16 protein-coding genes are annotated in these 17683 nt (G+C 43.3%); 1 reads left to right on the forward strand and 15 read right to left on the reverse strand.

Translation table 11 applies throughout. The features are described from left to right. Positions 1-61 precede the first annotated feature (61 nt). The 13 genes from ACVC7Q_RS05070 to ACVC7Q_RS05130 form a co-directional block, all read right to left on the reverse strand. A complete protein-coding gene (locus ACVC7Q_RS05070; RefSeq protein WP_447265068.1) occupies positions 62-3589 on the reverse strand; it encodes a family 20 glycosylhydrolase in 3528 nt (1175 codons plus the stop codon). A 161-nt stretch (positions 3590-3750) separates the two neighbouring features. Next, the gene (gene dnaJ, locus ACVC7Q_RS05075) at positions 3751-4884 is read right to left on the reverse strand and encodes a molecular chaperone DnaJ (protein WP_447265069.1); all 1134 of its coding nucleotides are present in this window, start codon (positions 4882-4884) and stop codon (positions 3751-3753) included. 158 nt (positions 4885-5042) lie between these two features. After that, positions 5043-5675 (reverse strand): DJ-1/PfpI family protein, encoded by a 633-nt coding sequence (locus ACVC7Q_RS05080; protein WP_447265070.1) that lies wholly within the window; start codon positions 5673-5675, stop codon positions 5043-5045. Positions 5676-5856: 181 nt separating this feature from the next. Further along, entirely contained in the window at positions 5857-7680 is a 1824-nt protein-coding gene (dnaK, locus tag ACVC7Q_RS05085; RefSeq protein WP_447265071.1) for a molecular chaperone DnaK, read from the reverse strand. A 253-nt stretch (positions 7681-7933) separates the two neighbouring features. Next, positions 7934-8458 carry a nucleotide exchange factor GrpE gene (gene grpE, locus ACVC7Q_RS05090; protein ID WP_447265215.1) on the reverse strand — a complete coding sequence of 175 codons (525 nt, stop codon included), beginning with the start codon at positions 8456-8458 and terminating at the stop codon, positions 7934-7936. Positions 8459-8482: 24 nt separating this feature from the next. Then, positions 8483-9517 (reverse strand): heat-inducible transcriptional repressor HrcA, encoded by a 1035-nt coding sequence (gene hrcA, locus ACVC7Q_RS05095; protein ID WP_003004578.1) that lies wholly within the window; start codon positions 9515-9517, stop codon positions 8483-8485. A 167-nt stretch (positions 9518-9684) separates the two neighbouring features. Then, complete coding sequence (locus tag ACVC7Q_RS05100; protein ID WP_447265072.1) at positions 9685-10464, reverse strand: M15 family metallopeptidase; 780 nt, start codon at positions 10462-10464, stop codon at positions 9685-9687. Next, positions 10448-11149 (reverse strand): histidine phosphatase family protein, encoded by a 702-nt coding sequence (locus tag ACVC7Q_RS05105; RefSeq protein ID WP_447265073.1) that lies wholly within the window; start codon positions 11147-11149, stop codon positions 10448-10450. Before ACVC7Q_RS05105 ends, ACVC7Q_RS05100 begins: the two co-directional genes overlap by 17 nt. Positions 11150-11272: 123 nt before the next feature. Then, positions 11273-11962 (reverse strand): histidine phosphatase family protein, encoded by a 690-nt coding sequence (locus ACVC7Q_RS05110; RefSeq protein WP_447265074.1) that lies wholly within the window; start codon positions 11960-11962, stop codon positions 11273-11275. Between the two features lie 81 nt (positions 11963-12043). Next, positions 12044-13381: a PFL family protein gene (locus ACVC7Q_RS05115; RefSeq protein ID WP_447265075.1), complete on the reverse strand. Its 1338-nt coding sequence runs from the start codon at positions 13379-13381 to the stop codon at positions 12044-12046. An 18-nt stretch (positions 13382-13399) separates the two neighbouring features. Continuing rightward, positions 13400-13666 carry an ACT domain-containing protein gene (locus ACVC7Q_RS05120; RefSeq protein WP_003004214.1) on the reverse strand — a complete coding sequence of 89 codons (267 nt, stop codon included), beginning with the start codon at positions 13664-13666 and terminating at the stop codon, positions 13400-13402. A 143-nt stretch (positions 13667-13809) separates the two neighbouring features. Beyond that, positions 13810-14913, reverse strand: a complete 1104-nt coding sequence (locus tag ACVC7Q_RS05125; RefSeq protein ID WP_447265076.1) for a VanZ family protein — start codon at positions 14911-14913, stop codon at positions 13810-13812. Positions 14914-15037: 124 nt separating this feature from the next. Beyond that, a complete protein-coding gene (locus ACVC7Q_RS05130; RefSeq protein WP_447265077.1) occupies positions 15038-15646 on the reverse strand; it encodes a rhomboid family intramembrane serine protease in 609 nt (202 codons plus the stop codon). A gap of 313 nt (positions 15647-15959) precedes the next feature. Here ACVC7Q_RS05130 and ACVC7Q_RS05135 point away from each other — a divergent pair, with 313 nt between their 5' ends. Further along, positions 15960-16163, forward strand: a complete 204-nt coding sequence (locus ACVC7Q_RS05135; RefSeq protein WP_447265078.1) for a CsbD family protein — start codon at positions 15960-15962, stop codon at positions 16161-16163. A 441-nt stretch (positions 16164-16604) separates the two neighbouring features. Here ACVC7Q_RS05135 and ACVC7Q_RS05140 read toward each other — a convergent pair whose 3' ends face one another. Together ACVC7Q_RS05140 and ACVC7Q_RS05145 are read right to left on the reverse strand one after the other, a co-directional pair. Further along, the gene (locus ACVC7Q_RS05140; protein WP_447265079.1) at positions 16605-17306 is read right to left on the reverse strand and encodes a DUF3169 family protein; all 702 of its coding nucleotides are present in this window, start codon (positions 17304-17306) and stop codon (positions 16605-16607) included. Between the two features lie 14 nt (positions 17307-17320). After that, on the reverse strand, positions 17321-17671 hold the full coding sequence (locus tag ACVC7Q_RS05145) for a PspC domain-containing protein (protein WP_129299764.1): 351 nt from the start codon (positions 17669-17671) through the stop codon (positions 17321-17323). Between the last annotated feature and the right edge of the window lie 12 nt (positions 17672-17683).

Consider the following 17683-nt stretch of genomic DNA (forward strand, 5'->3'; position numbering starts at 1 on the left):
AAGAAGCAGAATGATGAACATCCCGCCTCCTAACTTCAATCTGTTACAAATCAACTAGATCTCAGTCTCTTTTTTTATTTTTCAAGTCCATTCCTGCTGCTCCTAAGATTGCTCCTAGTAAAGCGAGTCCAAGAGCAGATTCTACTCCTGTTTCTGGAAGTTGCTTGTCAGAGTTTACTGTTTCTGGACGAACCGCTTCTTCCACAGCTGCTGGAATTGGCGTCGGGGTATTTACTGATGCTACTGGTTGATCCTTCGAGATCACTTGATGTGTTGAATGATCTGGAAGCATTTTGTTCACGAGTAAGTCTGATTTCACTGGTGCTTCTACAGAAGGGCTTGCTGGAGTCACAACCTCTTTGGTACCGACTTCAACAATTTCTGCAACCGGCTCTGTTGCAACTTCTGTAGCGATCACTTTTCGACTTTGATCAAGTGCCGAAACCTCTACATACTCAAAGCCTTGCCCTTTAACTCCAGCCTGGATCACTCTGTGTTCTCCTTTAGCGAGATCTGGTTTGGTGCGTTCCACAAGGCCAAAATCAAGTTCTTTCTCCACGATTTCAAGACTTGGTTTGTCTTCCACTAGGGCTTTGACGTCATTTTCAGCTAAGCTACCCACTTGCGTGATTGGCTTGAGCCCCACAAGGGCTTTGGTCAGAGCGGCCACTTCTTGATCCACCTGATCTTGATGAGCACGACTCATATTCCAATTCAAGCTATCTAAAACTTTCTCAAGTGCTGCTCGAGATTCTGGTGTGTAAATGGCTAGATCTGTTGGCACCGTAGCAATTGCTTTTCTAAGAGCAGAGAAATCCGCCTTGAAATAGTCCTTGTTGTGGTTGGCAAAAGCTTCCATGACCTGGAAGACTTCCTCTTCCTTGTATTCATTGGCAGGTTCATCAGCCCAGATTCCCAACATACTTCCGGATGTCGGTATCTTGACATCAGGATATTTAGTTGAAGCTAACTGTTCAAACGGAATGGTTTCTGTATTTTGGATAGCTTTTTCGAGCGGATAACTTTGATCTCCCTTGTGGCCCAAAACATAGTACCAGTCTCCGTTGGTATTGAGGAATTTATACCCCTTATCTGCTAAATACTGCGGTGACGCGAGGTTATAGCCCCACCATCCTTTAGACCAGTATGAAATCAAGACATCCTTGTCAAAGGCAACATCATCTTCATCTCCATAATAGAAGCCATCGTTAAAGGCCATTGGCTGCAAGCCTTTTTCACGCGCCATAGCTGCAAGACTATTGGCATAGTCCGCAAACTTACCATAGAGGTCATACCACTTGAGGTAGTACCAGCCTTGCGCACTGGTAGCATCGTTGGCATATTCATCTGTTCCATAGTTAAAGATCTTAGACTTGTCTTTGAAGTAGTCCATGTACTTGCCAATCAAGGCTTTGGTAAAGTTGACTGCTGCCTCATTGGTCAAATCCATGGTTGTTTTTGAAACCGTATCAAAGCTAGCTTGTGAGTTTTCAATACCCAATTTTTCCATGGCCACTAACAAGGCATCCATGTGTCCAGGACTATTGACTGCTGCAATCAAGCCGATTCCTTTAGCAGTAGCATAAGCATGGAGCTCATCCATTTCTGCTTGGGTCAAGGCTTGCCCATTTGGATCATCGTAATAGGCCTTGGTACCTTCTAAAATGGCCTTTTTCACATCGTCACTAGCATAGGTTTTACCATTGGCTTCCACAGTCATATCATCGAGTACGAAGCGCATACCATCATTTCCGACCAGGAGGTGCAAGTCAGAATAACCTAGCTCACTGGCCTTATCGACGATCCGTTTCAACTGATCCAGCGAGAAGTATTTGCGGCCTGCATCAATCGAGATGACCTTCTTCATGGCAAGTTTTTCTGCTGCTTCTTTTGCTGCAACTTCTTTCGCATAGCTTTCTGTGTATACCAAAGCATCTTGAGCTGCTTTGAAATGATCGATCAAGGTTTTGGCCTCTGCTCGAGTCGTGTCTGCCCCTACCCCTTCTAAAGCTTTTTTAGCTGCCGCAAAGGCTACTAGAGATTCTGGTGTATAGTGGTCCAAATCAGTTAGAGCTTCTGAAAGAGTTTTTTCGACGACTTCAGGATCTGCTACAAAGTAGTCCGCATTCTTGTCCGCGAAGGCATGCATGAGCTTAAATAGAAGGTCTTTTTTGTAGGTTGCAGATGGCGTATCTGCCCAGGCAGCTACCATGCCACCAATGAAGGGAACCTTAGCCCCATCATTTTTTTGAACGACATCAATTGCTGACTTGGAAATTCCTTCGAGACCTTGATCAAGATTGTACCAACCAGATCCAGCCTTGTCCCGTCCAATCACATAATACCAAGCATCGTTGGTATTAAGAATCTGATGACCTAGTTCAGACAAAAGTTTTGAAGAAGCGACATCATAGCCGTTCCAACCACCTGTCCAGTAAGATACAATGATATCCTTGTCAAAAGTGCCATAGGAAGTATCACCATTGTAGTAGATTCCGTCATTAAAGGCCATTGGTTTCATCTTATGTTTTTTCACAATAGCCGCTAGATCATTGGCATATTGGATGAATTTTTCATAGCCTTTTTCTGGGTACCCTTCACCCGGCCAATGCTTGCTGGCTTGGAGAACCTGCCAACCATGGGCATCTGTGGCATCATTAGCATACTCATCCAAACCGATGTTAAAGATTTCGGTCTTGCCGCTGAAATAAGCCGCATACTTGTCTACCAAAGCCTTGGTAAAGTCTAAGGCTTTTTGGTTGTCCAAATCAACGGTCCGAGCTGATTTCTTTGTACCAAAATAATTAAAGTGAGGGTTTTCGATCCCCAATTGTTCCATGGCTGTCAGAATCGCATCCATGTGACCTGGACTATTTATGGTTGGGATGACGCCTACTTTCTTCGATTTGGCGTAGGCCAAAATATCATCCATTTGAGCCTGGGTCAAGGCTGTTCCGTTCGGATCATCGTAATAAGCCTTCGTCCCTTTTTCAACCGCATCTGTCACGGCTTGGCTAGAATAAGAAGTCTCCCCCACTTTCAAGGACATGTCATTCAAAACAAAGCGCAAGCCGTCATTTCCAACTAGGAGATGCAAGTCTGTATAGCCAGTCTTACTAGCTTCATCAATGATTTCCTTGATCTGGTCTGGTGAGAAGTACTTGCGACCAGCATCGATCGAAACAATCTTTTTCTTGGCTAATTTTTCTTCCTGATCAGGATCTTTGGCAGGCGTTTCCGTCGCTGGTTGAGCTGCAACATCGGACTCTGTGACAGAACTTGCCTCTTCGCGAATCAAACGGTCAAGATCTGACACCCGCAATTCTCGATCAGGCAGTGTCGGTTGACTTTGATCGACGATTGGAGCAGGAGCAGTCGGTTTTTCTACTACTGGCTGAGAAGCTTCCTCGTTTAGGGAAGTAGTCGACTCACCCTCGCTTGGCTGAGTTGGTACTGTCGTTGCAGGACTGTCAGTAGTCGTTGGTGTATCAGCAGCTACAACCTGAGCGCTAGCAAAAAATCCTATGAGCACCGAAGCCGCTCCTACTGCGTACTTACGAATAGCATAACGTGGTTGATGTGATTTCATCAGGACCTCCTAAATTGTCTTTGTAATCGTTTTCTTAAATTTAGCACGATATCTTAATAAATTCAATGAGGGTTCTCATTATTCTTTAATTAGGAGAGGAAGTTCTTGGATTCGATCCAAAATAAAACGAGCTCCTTAGTCAAAAGGAAACTCGTTTATTCTTATAAGTCATCTAAAGCATCTTTGACCTTATCAAAGAAGCCTTTTTTCTTTGGGTTGACCTTCAAATCACTTGCTTCCGCAAAGGCTTGAAGGGCTTCTTTTTGCTTGTCATTTAAACCAGTTGGGGTGACAACATTGACAGACACATATTGATCTCCCATGGCACCACCACGTAAGCTTGGAGCACCTTTTCCGCGAAGACGGAATTTTTTACCGGTTTGGGTTCCTTCAGGAATCACCAAATCGACATCTCCATGAACGGTTGGCACATGGACCGTATCTCCAAGAGCTGCTTGGACAAAGTTCAAGTCTAACTTGTAGTAGATGGTTGAGCCATCTCGTTCGAAGCGATCGCTTGGTTCCACATTGACAACCACATACAAGTCTCCATAAGGTCCACCGTTAAAGCCAGCTTCTCCTTGACCCGCTAAGCGGATTTGTTGACCTGTTTCAACTCCTGCAGGAATCTTGACATTCACGCTATGGGCTTGTTTTTCATGACCTGTTCCACGACAAGTCGTACATGGATCTTTGATTTCTTGACCACGGCCATGACAGACATCACAGGTCACTTGACGGCGCATCATTCCAAGAGGAGTTTGCGTATCTACATTGATAACCCCGGAACCATGACAGCGTCCACAGGTTACCGGACTAGTCCCTGGCTTAGCTCCTGAACCATGACAGGTATGACAGCTTGCTTCACGATGGTACTTAACTTCTTTTTCAGCACCAAAAATCGCTTCTTCAAACTTGAGATTGACGCGATATTGGAGGTCATCCCCTTGACGAGGAGCATTTGGATTACGACTTGCACCTCCTCCAAAGAAGCTAGAGAAGATGTCTTCAAAGCCACCAAATCCAGCACCATCAAAGCCACCAAATCCACCTGCTCCGCCACCGAAGCCACCATTAGCCCCCGTAGCACCGTATTGGTCATAAGCAGCCCGTTTTTGCTCGTCACTCAAAGTCTCATAAGCTTCTTGAACTTCCTTGTACTTTTCCTCAGCACCAGGCTCCTTGTTGATATCTGGGTGATATTTTTTAGATAATTTCCGATAGGCTTTCTTGATCTCATCTTGAGATGCATTCTTTGAAACGCCCAAACGGTCATAAAATTCAGTATTGTTCATAATTCAAGATACAAAGGGCGTCAAACGGACACAGCCAAAATAGGAGTTTTGACGACGGACGCTTGCGTCCTAGAAAAAACTATCTTTTTGGCACCGTCCGTAGCCCGTGTTCAGTTGAGAACACTCTTTGTTCCTTTCTATAATTTTCATGTAAAACTTTAGAGGGTGTTTTCTATACTCTGCTTCACTTGATCAAACTCTTGGTCTGATAGAGTAAATAACAATTCCTCTTCAGCGTACTCGTTCTGTTCTTTAAAATAGTTGTCCGTATTCTCTGCCAACCCTAGACTTAGAATCACTTTCCTTGCAAACTCTTGATGCGCAAAGCCTATCGCCGTAATGATTTGTTTATCCTGCACAACCACTTTAGGTTGGAAATTTTCACGTGGAAGAAATTCAAAATAATCAAAGAAGTTTTGCCAAATTCCACCTGTAAATTTAGTGTCCTTCAATAGACCTGCTTTGGCCAATAAAAGGGGGGCTGAAGAAATGGCTGCAATTAGGATATCTTGCTCACCAAGGTCCCTCAAAAACGAAATCAATTTTTCATCCTGTAGAGCAGGTCCAATGTTAACCATTCCTGGCAAAATCACGCAAGAATACTCTTCTATACGGATTTGATCTAATGCTTTCGTTGGTTGACAGGGCAAGCCATCCTCAGAAACCACCATCGAATAATCTGAAGCGGCATAATCAATCGTAATATCAAAAGACAGAGCTAAAGTACTCGTTAAAGCAGTTATCTCATAAAGAGAAAAATTAGGATAAATGATACAAAGTACTTTTTTCATACGCAGCATCCTCTATTTTACCGAAAAACAGAGGCTGGGTTGCAACCTCTGGATTTCTTCTTATCATTATTAACATTTAAGCAAAGCACCGTAGAAGGACAATCACTTTAGTGTTTAGTCATTCTTAACTACCTCGCTCCCCGATTTTCAAGCTCGGGATAAAATAGTCCACTGGACTATTTTATTTCTCCGTAAACTCTCCGTCTACGACGTCATCGCCTGCGTTTCCTGTTGCTTGTGCGCCTTCTGCTCCTGCTTGGGCTTGTTGCGCTGCTGCAGCTTGTTCGTAAAGTTTAACCGCAAGTCCTTGAGCTTTTTCGTTCAAGGCTTCAAGTTTTGCTTTCATTTCGTCCAAGTTGTTGTCTTCTTGAGCTTTCTTAAGATCATCAAGGGCAGCTTGTGCAGCATCACGTTCTGCATCGAAGCCTTTGCCTTCAGTTTCTTTGATTGTCTTTTCAGTCGCAAAGATAGCTTGGTCTACTTCGTTACGAAGGTCTACTTCTTCTTTACGTTTCTTATCTGCTTCAGCGTTTGCTTCTGCATCTTTCATCATGCGGTCGATTTCTTCGTCTGTCAAACCTGAGTTCGATTGGATAACGATTGTTTGTTCTTTTTGAGTTCCAAGATCTTTGGCTTTAACAGATACGATACCGTTCTTATCGATGTCAAATGTTACTTCGATTTGTGGAATACCACGAGGTGCAGCTGGGATATCTGTCAATTGGAAACGTCCAAGAGTCTTGTTGTCCGCTGCCATTGGGCGTTCCCCTTGAAGAACGTGGATATCAACGGCTGGTTGGTTGTCTGCTGCAGTTGAGAAGACTTGTGATTTAGATGTTGGAATCGTTGTATTGCGGTCGATGAGTTTTGTGAAGACACCACCCATTGTTTCAATACCAAGTGACAATGGTGTTACGTCAAGAAGGACAACGTCTTTGACATCACCAGTGATCACACCACCTTGGATGGCAGCACCCATGGCAACTACTTCATCAGGGTTCACTGATTTGTTTGGTTCTTTACCAGTTTCAGCTTTAACAGCTTCTACAACGGCAGGAATACGAGTTGAACCACCGACAAGGATGACTTCGTCGATATCTGACAAGCTCAAACCTGCATCTGAAAGGGCTTGACGAACTGGAGTTTTCGTACGTTCTACAAGGTCACGAGTCAAATCGTCAAATTTCGCACGAGTCAAGGTCATTTCCAAGTGAAGAGGTCCAGCAGCCCCTGCAGTGATGAATGGCAAGCTGATTTGAGTTGAAGTGACACCAGAAAGGTCTTTCTTCGCTTTTTCAGCTGCGTCTTTCAAACGTTGAAGAGCCATCTTGTCTGTTGACAAGTCGATACCATTTTCTTTCTTGAATTCTTCAACCATATGGTCGATGATTTTTTGGTCAAAGTCGTCACCACCGAGTTTGTTATCCCCTGCAGTTGCCAATACATCGAACACACCATCTCCGAGTTCGAGGATGGATACGTCGAATGTACCACCACCAAGGTCGAATACCAAGATTTTTTCTTCTTTATCAGTCTTGTCCAAACCATATGCAAGGGCTGCTGCTGTTGGTTCGTTGACGATACGTTCTACTTCAAGACCAGCGATTTTACCAGCGTCTTTAGTTGCTTGACGTTGTGCATCGTTGAAGTAAGCCGGAACTGTAATAACAGCTTTGGTTACTTTTTCACCAAGGTAATCTTCAGCGTAGCCCTTCAAGTATTGAAGAATCATAGCTGAGATTTCTTGTGGGGTGTATTCTTTACCGTTAGCAGAAACTTTTTCAGAAGTACCCATCTTAGATTTGATAGAGATGATGGTATCTGGGTTTGTGACTGCTTGACGTTTTGCAGCGTCACCAACGATGATTTCACCGTTTTTGAATGACACAACAGATGGAGTCGTGCGGTTTCCTTCTGGGTTTGCGATGATTTTTGATTCAGTTCCTTCAAGAACTGCAACTGCTGAGTTTGTTGTACCTAAGTCAATACCAATAATTTTAGACATATGTTTTTCTCCTTGTTGATTTTTTCTTCTTTTTTGATATTTCCCTTAAGTGGTGGGGACGTGAGCAACTCCCTTCGGGATTTCATCACTTATTTTTGAGCCTATTGTCTCAAAAATCCCCCTGTTTCAGTAGCACAAGCTACTGAAACTTTCACCACGGCGGGAAATATCTTCCTTGCAAGCCTCCGGCTTGCTTCTTATCTTTCTTTCATAGTTTAGTGTCGTTTCGGACAAGGTTTTTAAGTTTTCTCGCCTAGTTGAACACTACTACCATGGCTGGGCGTAGGATGCGTTCATGGAGTTTGTAGCCTTTTTGGAAGACTTGTGCGATGGTGTCTGCTGGATGCTCGTCATCTGCAGGTAAGGTTTGGATGGCCATGTGGTAGTTATGGTCAAAGGCTCCATCTGCTGGAATTTCTTCGATTCCTTCTTCTTTCAGAGCATGTACCAAACTTTCTTGGACCATTTCCAAGCCCTTCTTCACATCATCTGTCAATCCTTCGACGGCAAGGGCACGTTCGAGGTTGTCCAGTGATGGTAAGATCGCTTTTGCCAAATCTTGGCTACGGTATTTTTGTAATTGTTGACGTTCTTCGTTAGCACGGCGCTGAATGTTTTGCATTTCTGCATGAGCACGAAGGTATTTGTTTTCAAATTCCTCGGCACGCGCTTGTGCTTCTTCTAATTCAGAAGGTTGGTTGGTTTCCTCTACAACTTCTTCAGTTGTTTGGGCAACTTCCTCTTCTTTCACGTCTTCTTTTTTGATATCTTCTGTCAAGGCATACACCCCTTTCATTTGGTCTTAATTTACTTCATAATGGTTGCTGTTGAGGTAACGGTAGTAATCCGTTAACTTCATGACCAGCACTCGGCCGATGACATTGACCAGGCTAATCACACGCCTATAATCCATCTCTACGGGACCAATCACATGCATGAGGGCCATCCCACGATAAGGAACTAGGAATTTGTGACTAATTACCGTCACATTTTTCAAGGCCTTCTCTTGGGATTCTGCAACCAGGATCTGGGTCATTTGGTCTTCTGGCATTCCCCCTCGCAACTCGAGAGCTACGTGTTGGGGGTTATCTAAGAACTGATAAGTCTGGAGATCGGCGTAGGTTAAGGATGAAACCTTTCCTTCTACAAAGACCAGTTCTTGAAACAGTTGCGAGAAGACGTAATCAAACAGATCCAAGACATTGTCTGTCGTCTTAAAATAGCGCTGGACAATCTGTGGGATCTCCGTCCGCAGGCGGTAATGGATATCCAAGACTGTATTTCCAATGAAACGTTCTTGAACTAGCTGATGGAAAATTTCCAAATCACTGGTTAAGAAATTCTTTGGAATCGCAAATTGTACAGTGACAGGCTTTGATTCATCCAAGGTCAGAACCGCTAAAGCATCGTGGTTGGATAAGGGAACAATCTCAAAACCAGTCAAGCGCTGCCGCGTCGGTTCCACATCCTGAATGACTGCGGTGTAGCCCGTCATCTGGGCTAGTAACTTAGCCGTAGCATCCAAGATATCGTCTAACTTAAAGGCTTCGAAATCAAAGGCTTTCACCACCTGGTAGACATCTTGTTCATCAATCAACTCTAGATCAAGCGAGTTCTGAACAAAATATTGAAAACCAGCCCGGCTAGGCATTCGGCCACTCGAAGTGTGAGCCTTTTCTAGTAAGCCTTGTTTTTCGAGGGCAGCCATGTCGTTTCGGATCGTCGCACTACTGGATTGAATGACATCTTGCAGTGCTTTTGAACCGACTGGTTCGTGGGTCTTGGTAAAGATATCGACGACAAGATTTAGAATCTCATTTTGACGTTCTGTAACCATGACCTCACCTCTCTTTCGTATTTAGCACTCTATACACTCAAGTGCTAAACCATGATTCTATTATACACCCATCCAAAAGAAAGTCAAGAGAAAAATCCAAAAAATTAGCACTCTTTTTTCAAGAGTGCTAAAAATCATTCTGAAGACCTAGAGAAGTGAATCTCCTACTATTTTCCAGCCTTTTTCAATAGTTGAATATATTCTTCCAATACTAGCTGATGTTTGGCCATATACTGGGCGTTTTCTACGCCAACATAACGGAAATGCCAATTCTCAAAATTCACACCCGTGATGTTGCTCTTCCCATCTGGGTAGCGAAGGACAAAGCCATATTGCGGTGCGATGGCAGCCAGCTGCAAGCCCAACTCATCACTTTGACCAGCTTCGACACTCATATCGATCGCAAGCCCCGTCTGGTGTTCACTAGCACCAGGGACCTGCACCTGGGTCTGCACCTGCTTTTCAGCTTCTTCGTGTGAAAGACCACTGGCCTCTAATTGCGCAACACGCTCATTATAGAGCTCTGTTTGTTCCGCCACGCTTCGATAACCCGATATCAAGGTTTCTTCTGGGGCAATTTTTCGAGCCGCCTCTAGAAATTGACGAGTTGGCTCTACAATCCGACTATCCACTTTGATAGCATCCACATCTGTCAATTGTGGGTTCAACTCTGGCTTCACATTGTCACGATTGACCAAGATCAATTGCCAGTCTTTTGTCGAAACAGCTGGTAAATCTGATTTTTCTTTCTTTTTCTTAAAAGAAGAGGGAGTCGTTACAGCTGTTTTTTTTGCCTTCCAAAACTGAAGCCCTGAAAACAAGCTTGGTTTAGCCAAGTAAGCACCAATTCCTGATCCTAGTACCACAAGAAGAAAGAAACTCAATAGGTAGGGCCACCGTTTCTTACGTTTTTTTCTTGCGCGTCTATACTTATTTGTCATGGCCATCCTCTAAGAGTTTTGCTCCAACCTTACGATAGGACATATCTCCAATCTTTTCAATATGAAAGGCGCCATCCTCATAGGCCAAAACCGTTACACTTCCGTTGTCCAAGACCAATTCTTCAACAGCTTTCGGATCGATGAGATAAATCAAGGTCGTAATGGTCATGCCGTGGCTGACAACAATCGCATTGCCACCACCAGCTGCTTCTACCTCTTTTGCAATAGCTTCAAATCCTTCTAAGATTCGGCCACTCAAGGCGCTCCAGGATTCAGCCCAACCCGTGGTATCCACTTCAACGATTCCTTCTGCCAACTCCATCAAGCTCAACCGATGAAAATCCTCGACCTTAAAGACACGGGGTAAAACCCCCATAAAGAGCTCGCCATCATAGGCACCGTCGAAGCTACCAAAACACCATTCACGAATGCGTTTATCATAGCGATAAGGAATCTGACCTGTCAGACCGAGTTCTTGAAGAATAATCCCCATGGTTTGAATGGTGCGTCCAGAATCACTCGAAACAGCCTCTTTAAAAGAAAGACCTGCTTCCTTAAGGCCAAGCCCTAATTCTCTAATCCCACGCTCTCCTGCTTCTGTCAGCGGAGTGTCTGACCAGCCCTGTGCTCGCCCAATGGTATTAAACATGGTTTTTCCATGACGAGCAATATATAATCTGGTTTTTGTCATTGTACTACCTCCGTATGTATCTCTTTCATTATATCATTTTTTGTAAAAAGAAAGTAAGAAAGCTCTTACAAGTTTTGAGAGAAAGAAAAGGCTATGACCAAAAGGTCAGCCTTTTACGACGGACTAGGATTCTTGCAAGCTTTCACCGACTTCACGGTAACTGCTATCTCCAAACACCTTAACCGTCAATGTGCCATCTTCATATTCTACAAGGGTAACACTACCATTTGAAAGAGGCAGATTGAGATTTGGTTTTCCTTCAATTAGGCAGACCAAGGTCTGAATGGTCCAACTATGGCTGACCACCAAGGCATTGCCTCCTCCATTTTCTTCTACTTCTTTGGCAATAGCTTCAAAACCTTCTATGATTCGGCCTTTCAAAACTTCCCAAGGTTCAGCCCAATTCGCTGTGTCCACTTGGCAGATGCCATTGGCCAAGTCTTCCAAGGTCAAGGTCTTATAGTCTTCTACATCCAGCACGCGCGGCACGACACCATGAAAGAGCTCACCACCGTAGGCTCCATCAAAGCTTCCGAAACACCACTCGCGAATCCGCTTGTCAAAGCGATAAGGAATTTTTTCTTTTAAACCCAATTGATCAAGTATGATCCCCATGGTCTGAATGGCACGACCTGAATCACTGGAATAGGCTCGGGTAAAGTCCAAACCAGACTCACGCAAGCCGATCCCTAGAGCCTCAATGCCTTTTTCTCCTTCTGCTGTCAAGGGTGTATCAGACCAGCCTTGAGCACGGCCAATGGTATTAAACATGGTTTTCCCATGACGAATCACAAATAATCTTGTTTTAGCCATCTTGTCTCCTTTTGCAAGAAAAAAGTCTGGAGTTTCATCATCACAGACTTTTCTATTTTCTACTATTATACTAGATTTCTCTTAGTTTTTAAAGCTATGAACCGGAGCCGGAATTTGACCACCACGGGCAATGAAATCAGCTGACGAAGCTTTGTTGACCTTCATTACCGGAGCAGACCCAAGAAGCCCTCCAAGCTCTAACATATCGCCTTCTTTTCCATAAGGAATGATGCGAACCGCTGTTGTCTTTTGGTTGATTACCCCGATAGCTGCTTCATCGGCAATCATAGCCGCAATGGTCGTAGCTGGAGTATCAGATGGAATGGCAATCATATCCAGACCGACGGAACAGATAGCCGTCATGGCTTCCAATTTTTCCAAGTTGATATGACCCGATTGAACTGCCGCAATCATCCCTTCATCTTCTGAGACTGGAATGAAGGCACCTGACAACCCACCGACTTGGTTACAAGCCATGATGCCGCCTTTTTTCACTTGGTCATTGAGCAGAGCGAGCGCTGCAGTAGTCCCGTGGGTTCCGACTACTTCAAGCCCCATAGCTTCAAGGACACGGGCAACCGAATCCCCAACAGCCGGTGTTGGCGCGAGAGACAAGTCTACAATTCCAAACTCAACACCGAGACGTTCACTAGCCATTTGACCAACCAGTTGCCCGACACGAGTAATCTTGAAGGCTGTCTTCTTAACTGTTTCAGCCAAGACATCAAAGCTTGCACCTGGAACTTTTTCAATGGCCCGTTGGACAACACCAGGTCCTGAAACCCCAACGTTGATGACAACATCCGCTTCACCGACACCGTGGAAGGCACCCGCCATAAAGGGATTATCTTCTACTGCATTTGCAAAAACTACGAGCTTACCAGGCCCCATTGGATCTGCTTGGGAAGCTTCTTTAATGATACGGCCCATATCTCGGACAGCGGTCATATTGATCCCCGTCTTGGTCGATCCAATATTGACTGAAGAGCAGACAAAATCGGTCTCTGCAAGAGCTCGAGGAATGGAGTTGATGAGGATTTCATCCCCTTTTTGGTATCCTTTTTGAACCAGGGCTGAGAAGCCACCGATAAAGTTAATTCCGACCTCTTTAGCCGCACAATCCAACGCCTTGGCAAAGGGCACATAATCTGTCGCATTGGTTGCTGCTCCGATAATGGAAATCGGAGTGACCGAAACCCGCTTGTTGACAATAGGAATACCAAGTTCTGCCGCAATCTCATCCCCAACAGCTACTAAGTCCTTGGCCTTTGTCACAATCTTCTGGTAGACCTTTTCTGCCGCCTTATCAATATCTGGATCAATACAATCTAGAAGGGAAATCCCCATGGTGATGGTCCGAACATCGAAGTTCTGCTCCTCAATCATGGCAATGGTTTCTGTTACCTGTCTAATGTCCATAAATTCTCAACCCCTATCTTACAAATTGTGCATGGCATCAAAAATCGCTGCGCTTTGGATATTGATTTTGACATGAAGAGACTGACCGAATTCTTCCAACTCTGAACGAAGCTGCGTGAAATCCTTTTTCTCATCCGATGATACGACCGCCATCATGGTAAAGTATTCATCCAATACAGTTTGAGAGATATCGTCGATATTGAGTCCTAATTCTGCCACTTTCGTTGCGACACCGGCTACGATTCCTTTTTGGTCTTTTCCAACGACTGTAATAATTGCTTTCATTTCACTGCTCCATTCTATCTATTTGCTTCCATTGTAGCACATTCCCCTTAAAATCGCCCTTCTCAACTGGGAACGTTCGGATATTTTCCGCGTGTCTAAAAAAAGGCTGGATCTAGATCCAACCTCTCTATCAACTATTCAGTTCAATCCTTTAAGATCTCTTTCTTCACGCGCACCGTACTCTCATACTCAACTCCAGCTAAACGGTCAAACGGAAAACGACGATTAAGTAAGACGATGGCAAGAGTCAGAATCAAATACAATAAAAGTGCAAAGAAGAGCAATAAAATCATGGATAGGGTTAAGAGGGAATTATCTGTCAAATCGCTGTTCAAGAACGAAATCAAATAGAACAATCCCTGAGGAATCAGATAGAAATAGACAACTACTAGGATCCCCCGCCAGATGGTGCGAAGCCATTTTTGCTTTTCAAAATGCAGGCGGAATTTCAGCAAAGCCATTCCCAAGGTTTTGCCCCGCCACAAAGGAAGCAAGCTAAAGTAAAGAGCCAAAACCGCTACATAAGGAATCATCCCTAAACGCCCAATCAATGCGTAGAGAATCGATACCATCACAAAGTCGATCAAAAAAGCAAGTCCAATCCGAAAGCCAGATACTCTCGTCCCCACTCGGAAAGAATGCTGATCTATTTCATCTCGTGTTGGCAGTAACCAAACCAGAAACCAACCGAACAGGTAGCCCACTCCACCACCGGTGGTATTTTGAATGATATCATCGACATCTGCTAGGCGGTAGGGGCCCGGATATAGAAAGTAGAGACCTGACAACTGGGTCAGCTCCAAAAAAAGACTAAAGAGGGCCGTCAGGAAAATCGTCTTCTTAAAACCACACTTGAAATAATAGCGTAGATACATCCCAAAAGGAATCAACATCAGGACATTAAAGGCGGGCACATAAAAAGTCGGATGCTTAAGGGCTTGAATCCAAGTACCAGTCTGCGCTAGATCAAAGGGACTCTCCTTGAAAAAATCCACCACAAAAGCAAAGGGATGGAGATTGATCATTTCCGAGTAGCTGGTATGAATCTTACTCGGATCCGGCAGGGGCAAGATCACCAGCAGATAGACCGTCATCAAGTAAAGCATAAATGAATAGAAAATCAGTACCCGCAATTTATTGACCGAGCCATATTTTCGATAATTCAAAATCATGTAGGGCAAGGTCAGCAAAAAGGCCAGGAAAGGAAAGAGCTGAACAGCCGTCTTAATAGTAGAGATATAGCCCATTGTGTCTCCTTTTTTTCGTTATAAAATCACCCTTTGCGCAATGACAAAAGGTGATTTTTCATTGATATAGAGTATTATACGGCGCAGTGAGGGAAGAGTCAAGGAAGGAAGATGAAAATCTCGCTTAAGAGCCAGCTTCATTGGTAGGAGCCTTCTTCAGACTTTTACTTCCGAAAAAGACCAATAGATAACTGGCAATCCCTGAAAGGTGCAGCCAAGTCGAGATCCAGCCGGTGATAGCCGGTAAGAGCATGAGGCCAGATAGAAAAACTAAGAATAGATAAAACAGTTTTACGGAGAGTGAATACTCTTTCCACATATTTGGCAGGAGCAAGACTCCCCCGGTTACAAAGGCATAGCCTACAGCAGAGATCCCTGTTGCCTGAATGTCCTGCCCTTGCGTTAAAAGATGAAAAACGCTGGAAGAGAGAGCTGTCGCCGTCACAAAAACGATCAAGACTTGTCTGGAGCCTCTCTTCCTTTCCAGTAGTCCGCCAAAAGGTAGAATCATGAGCCCATTTAAAATCAAATGGACCCATAAAAACCAGACAGGGGCTCCTTTACTGCCATGCATCAAGTTCCCACTGACATACTGCCAAGCATAGGCCGGCTTCGAATGAAAGGCCAACAGGTCATACATAGCATCCCCATAAAAGGAAGTCAACAGGCCGAGCAACAAACAAGTTAAAGACAAAGTACTGACAACGGGGTAGGTTTTGAGGATTCTTTTCATGTTTCTCTTCTCTTTTTCAAAAAATAGCGTTACGATGTATCCATTCACGACCATTATACCATTTATTTTATTGGAGACAGAAAACTTTTTGGCTTCTTTCGTTTCAAATCTTTGCTGGAAAGCCTGAATATCGTGACCTATTAGTCGATCATTATTCAGACCTCATCCCTATTATTAGAATACCGTAACGATTATTTGACTTTCCATTTCAGAAAGCATATACTTATATTGATCTGAACTAAATAGTTTTAATTTTTTAAATGAACTGTCTTCAATTCAGATTAAAAACTATTTACTTAACGGAGGTGGCGCTATGTCATTAGAAGATAAATTAAACCAAGTTAAAGGTTCTGTTAAGGAAGGTCTCAGCAAAGTAACCGGCGACACAAAAACAGAAGCTGAAGGCGTTGCTGAAAAAGTTGCATCAAAAGCTAAAGAAGTTGCTGAAGATGCAAAAGAAGCTGTTGAAGGAGCTATCAAGGGCGTGAAGAATATCCTTCACAAAGACGATAAATAATCCTTAAAGTTCTAAAACCACCCTATTTTCTACAGTCCTATTTGACTAGGGAAGATAGGGTGTTTTTTGTTTTTCATTCATCTTAGGTATAGAAAAAAGAGGCTGGGACAAAAGTCCTAGCCTCTTTATTGTTTTTGGATTGTCAAGCAAGACGCAGTGGTTGAGTGGGCTCTACTACGCTGATTTCATAAGCTTTTACAGCCCTACTCAGCTGTGCGGAGGTGAGACGACGAAATCGAATTCTAACGAATTACCGATTTCTGTCCCACTCTCTTATAACGATTGTCTTTCTTTTAAAGAAAGGTTTACTAAATGGTGCTGCTTTACGATCTTTTCAGTTTTTTATGTTTTCGCTTTATCTTGAAACAGAATAAATGTTGATTGACTCATCCCTTTCAACATCCTCACCTCCATTTTCGACACCATTCATATAAATCCACGCTATTTAAAGTATCGTTTTGTTTTTCTTAATTGTGCAATATTAATATAGAGATGGATTAGAGCCGTTATAAGGACACCAACTAACTGCACTTCACCAAGAATGATGGATAAGGCAAATAAGATGATATAGACCGATGGTAAGATTAGCTGATTGAGTTTGAACAAGATTAAATAAGCCTCTGCCATTTCCGCCTGTTTCTCTCCCTCATCATACGTTTCTAGATAGTCTAATACCTCTTTTGGTGTGGCTAAAATAGAGATCTGGTAATTACGAATTTTGCTCGTTGTTTTGACGCAGAAACTTCCAACAAGAATGGTTAATACCGCTAAGAGAAAAACTGATAACGGAAGATCATGACTAGGTAACACGGTAACCAAACTGAAAAACATACTAACTTGCAAAACATTGTAAGCAACTGTCCCATAATCTAGAGAGCGATACATCTTGATATAAGCCAGCTCATTTAATTCATCATCTTCTTCTGCTAGGTAGCTATCATAAGCTTTCCTACTATTCATAATAAAATAAAGAGCTACTATGGTCGATAGTATTCCCAGACAGAAAAAGAAGGTCGTCAAAACAAACTGTACTTGCTCTTGAGAAATGTTTAAATGAAGATTTGTGAAGGCAGCACCAAACATTCCAATTAAACCACCCAACAATAAACTTCCTAACAATAGTAATAAATGTTTCTTTTTCATTTTCCATCTTCTTTCTAAAATAAACCAAGTAGCCCTTGAACCAGAGCATGACCAAATCCAAAGCTAGCTGTTAACACTTGATCACCAAAGCTATTCAGGAGAATGGCAACTATATAGAAAAATAGGATCTTGTACCCTGATTTTTTGATGACCTCTTCCAGAGATTCACTTCCCATCCAGCCAGCTAAAAGAGCATAACTTATCACTGTGAGAAGACTAATTTCTATCGAAGATAGAAAAAGCAAAACAACTAATGCACGAACCATCAGGGGATCTACCTTGAAATAATTAGCGATACCCGCACAAACCCCTGCAATTTCTTTGTGTTCGGTATCCACTTGAAATTCTGCCAAAAACTCTTTCATAATCTTACTCCT

It is taken from the genome of Streptococcus sp. W151, from assembly GCF_053010205.1.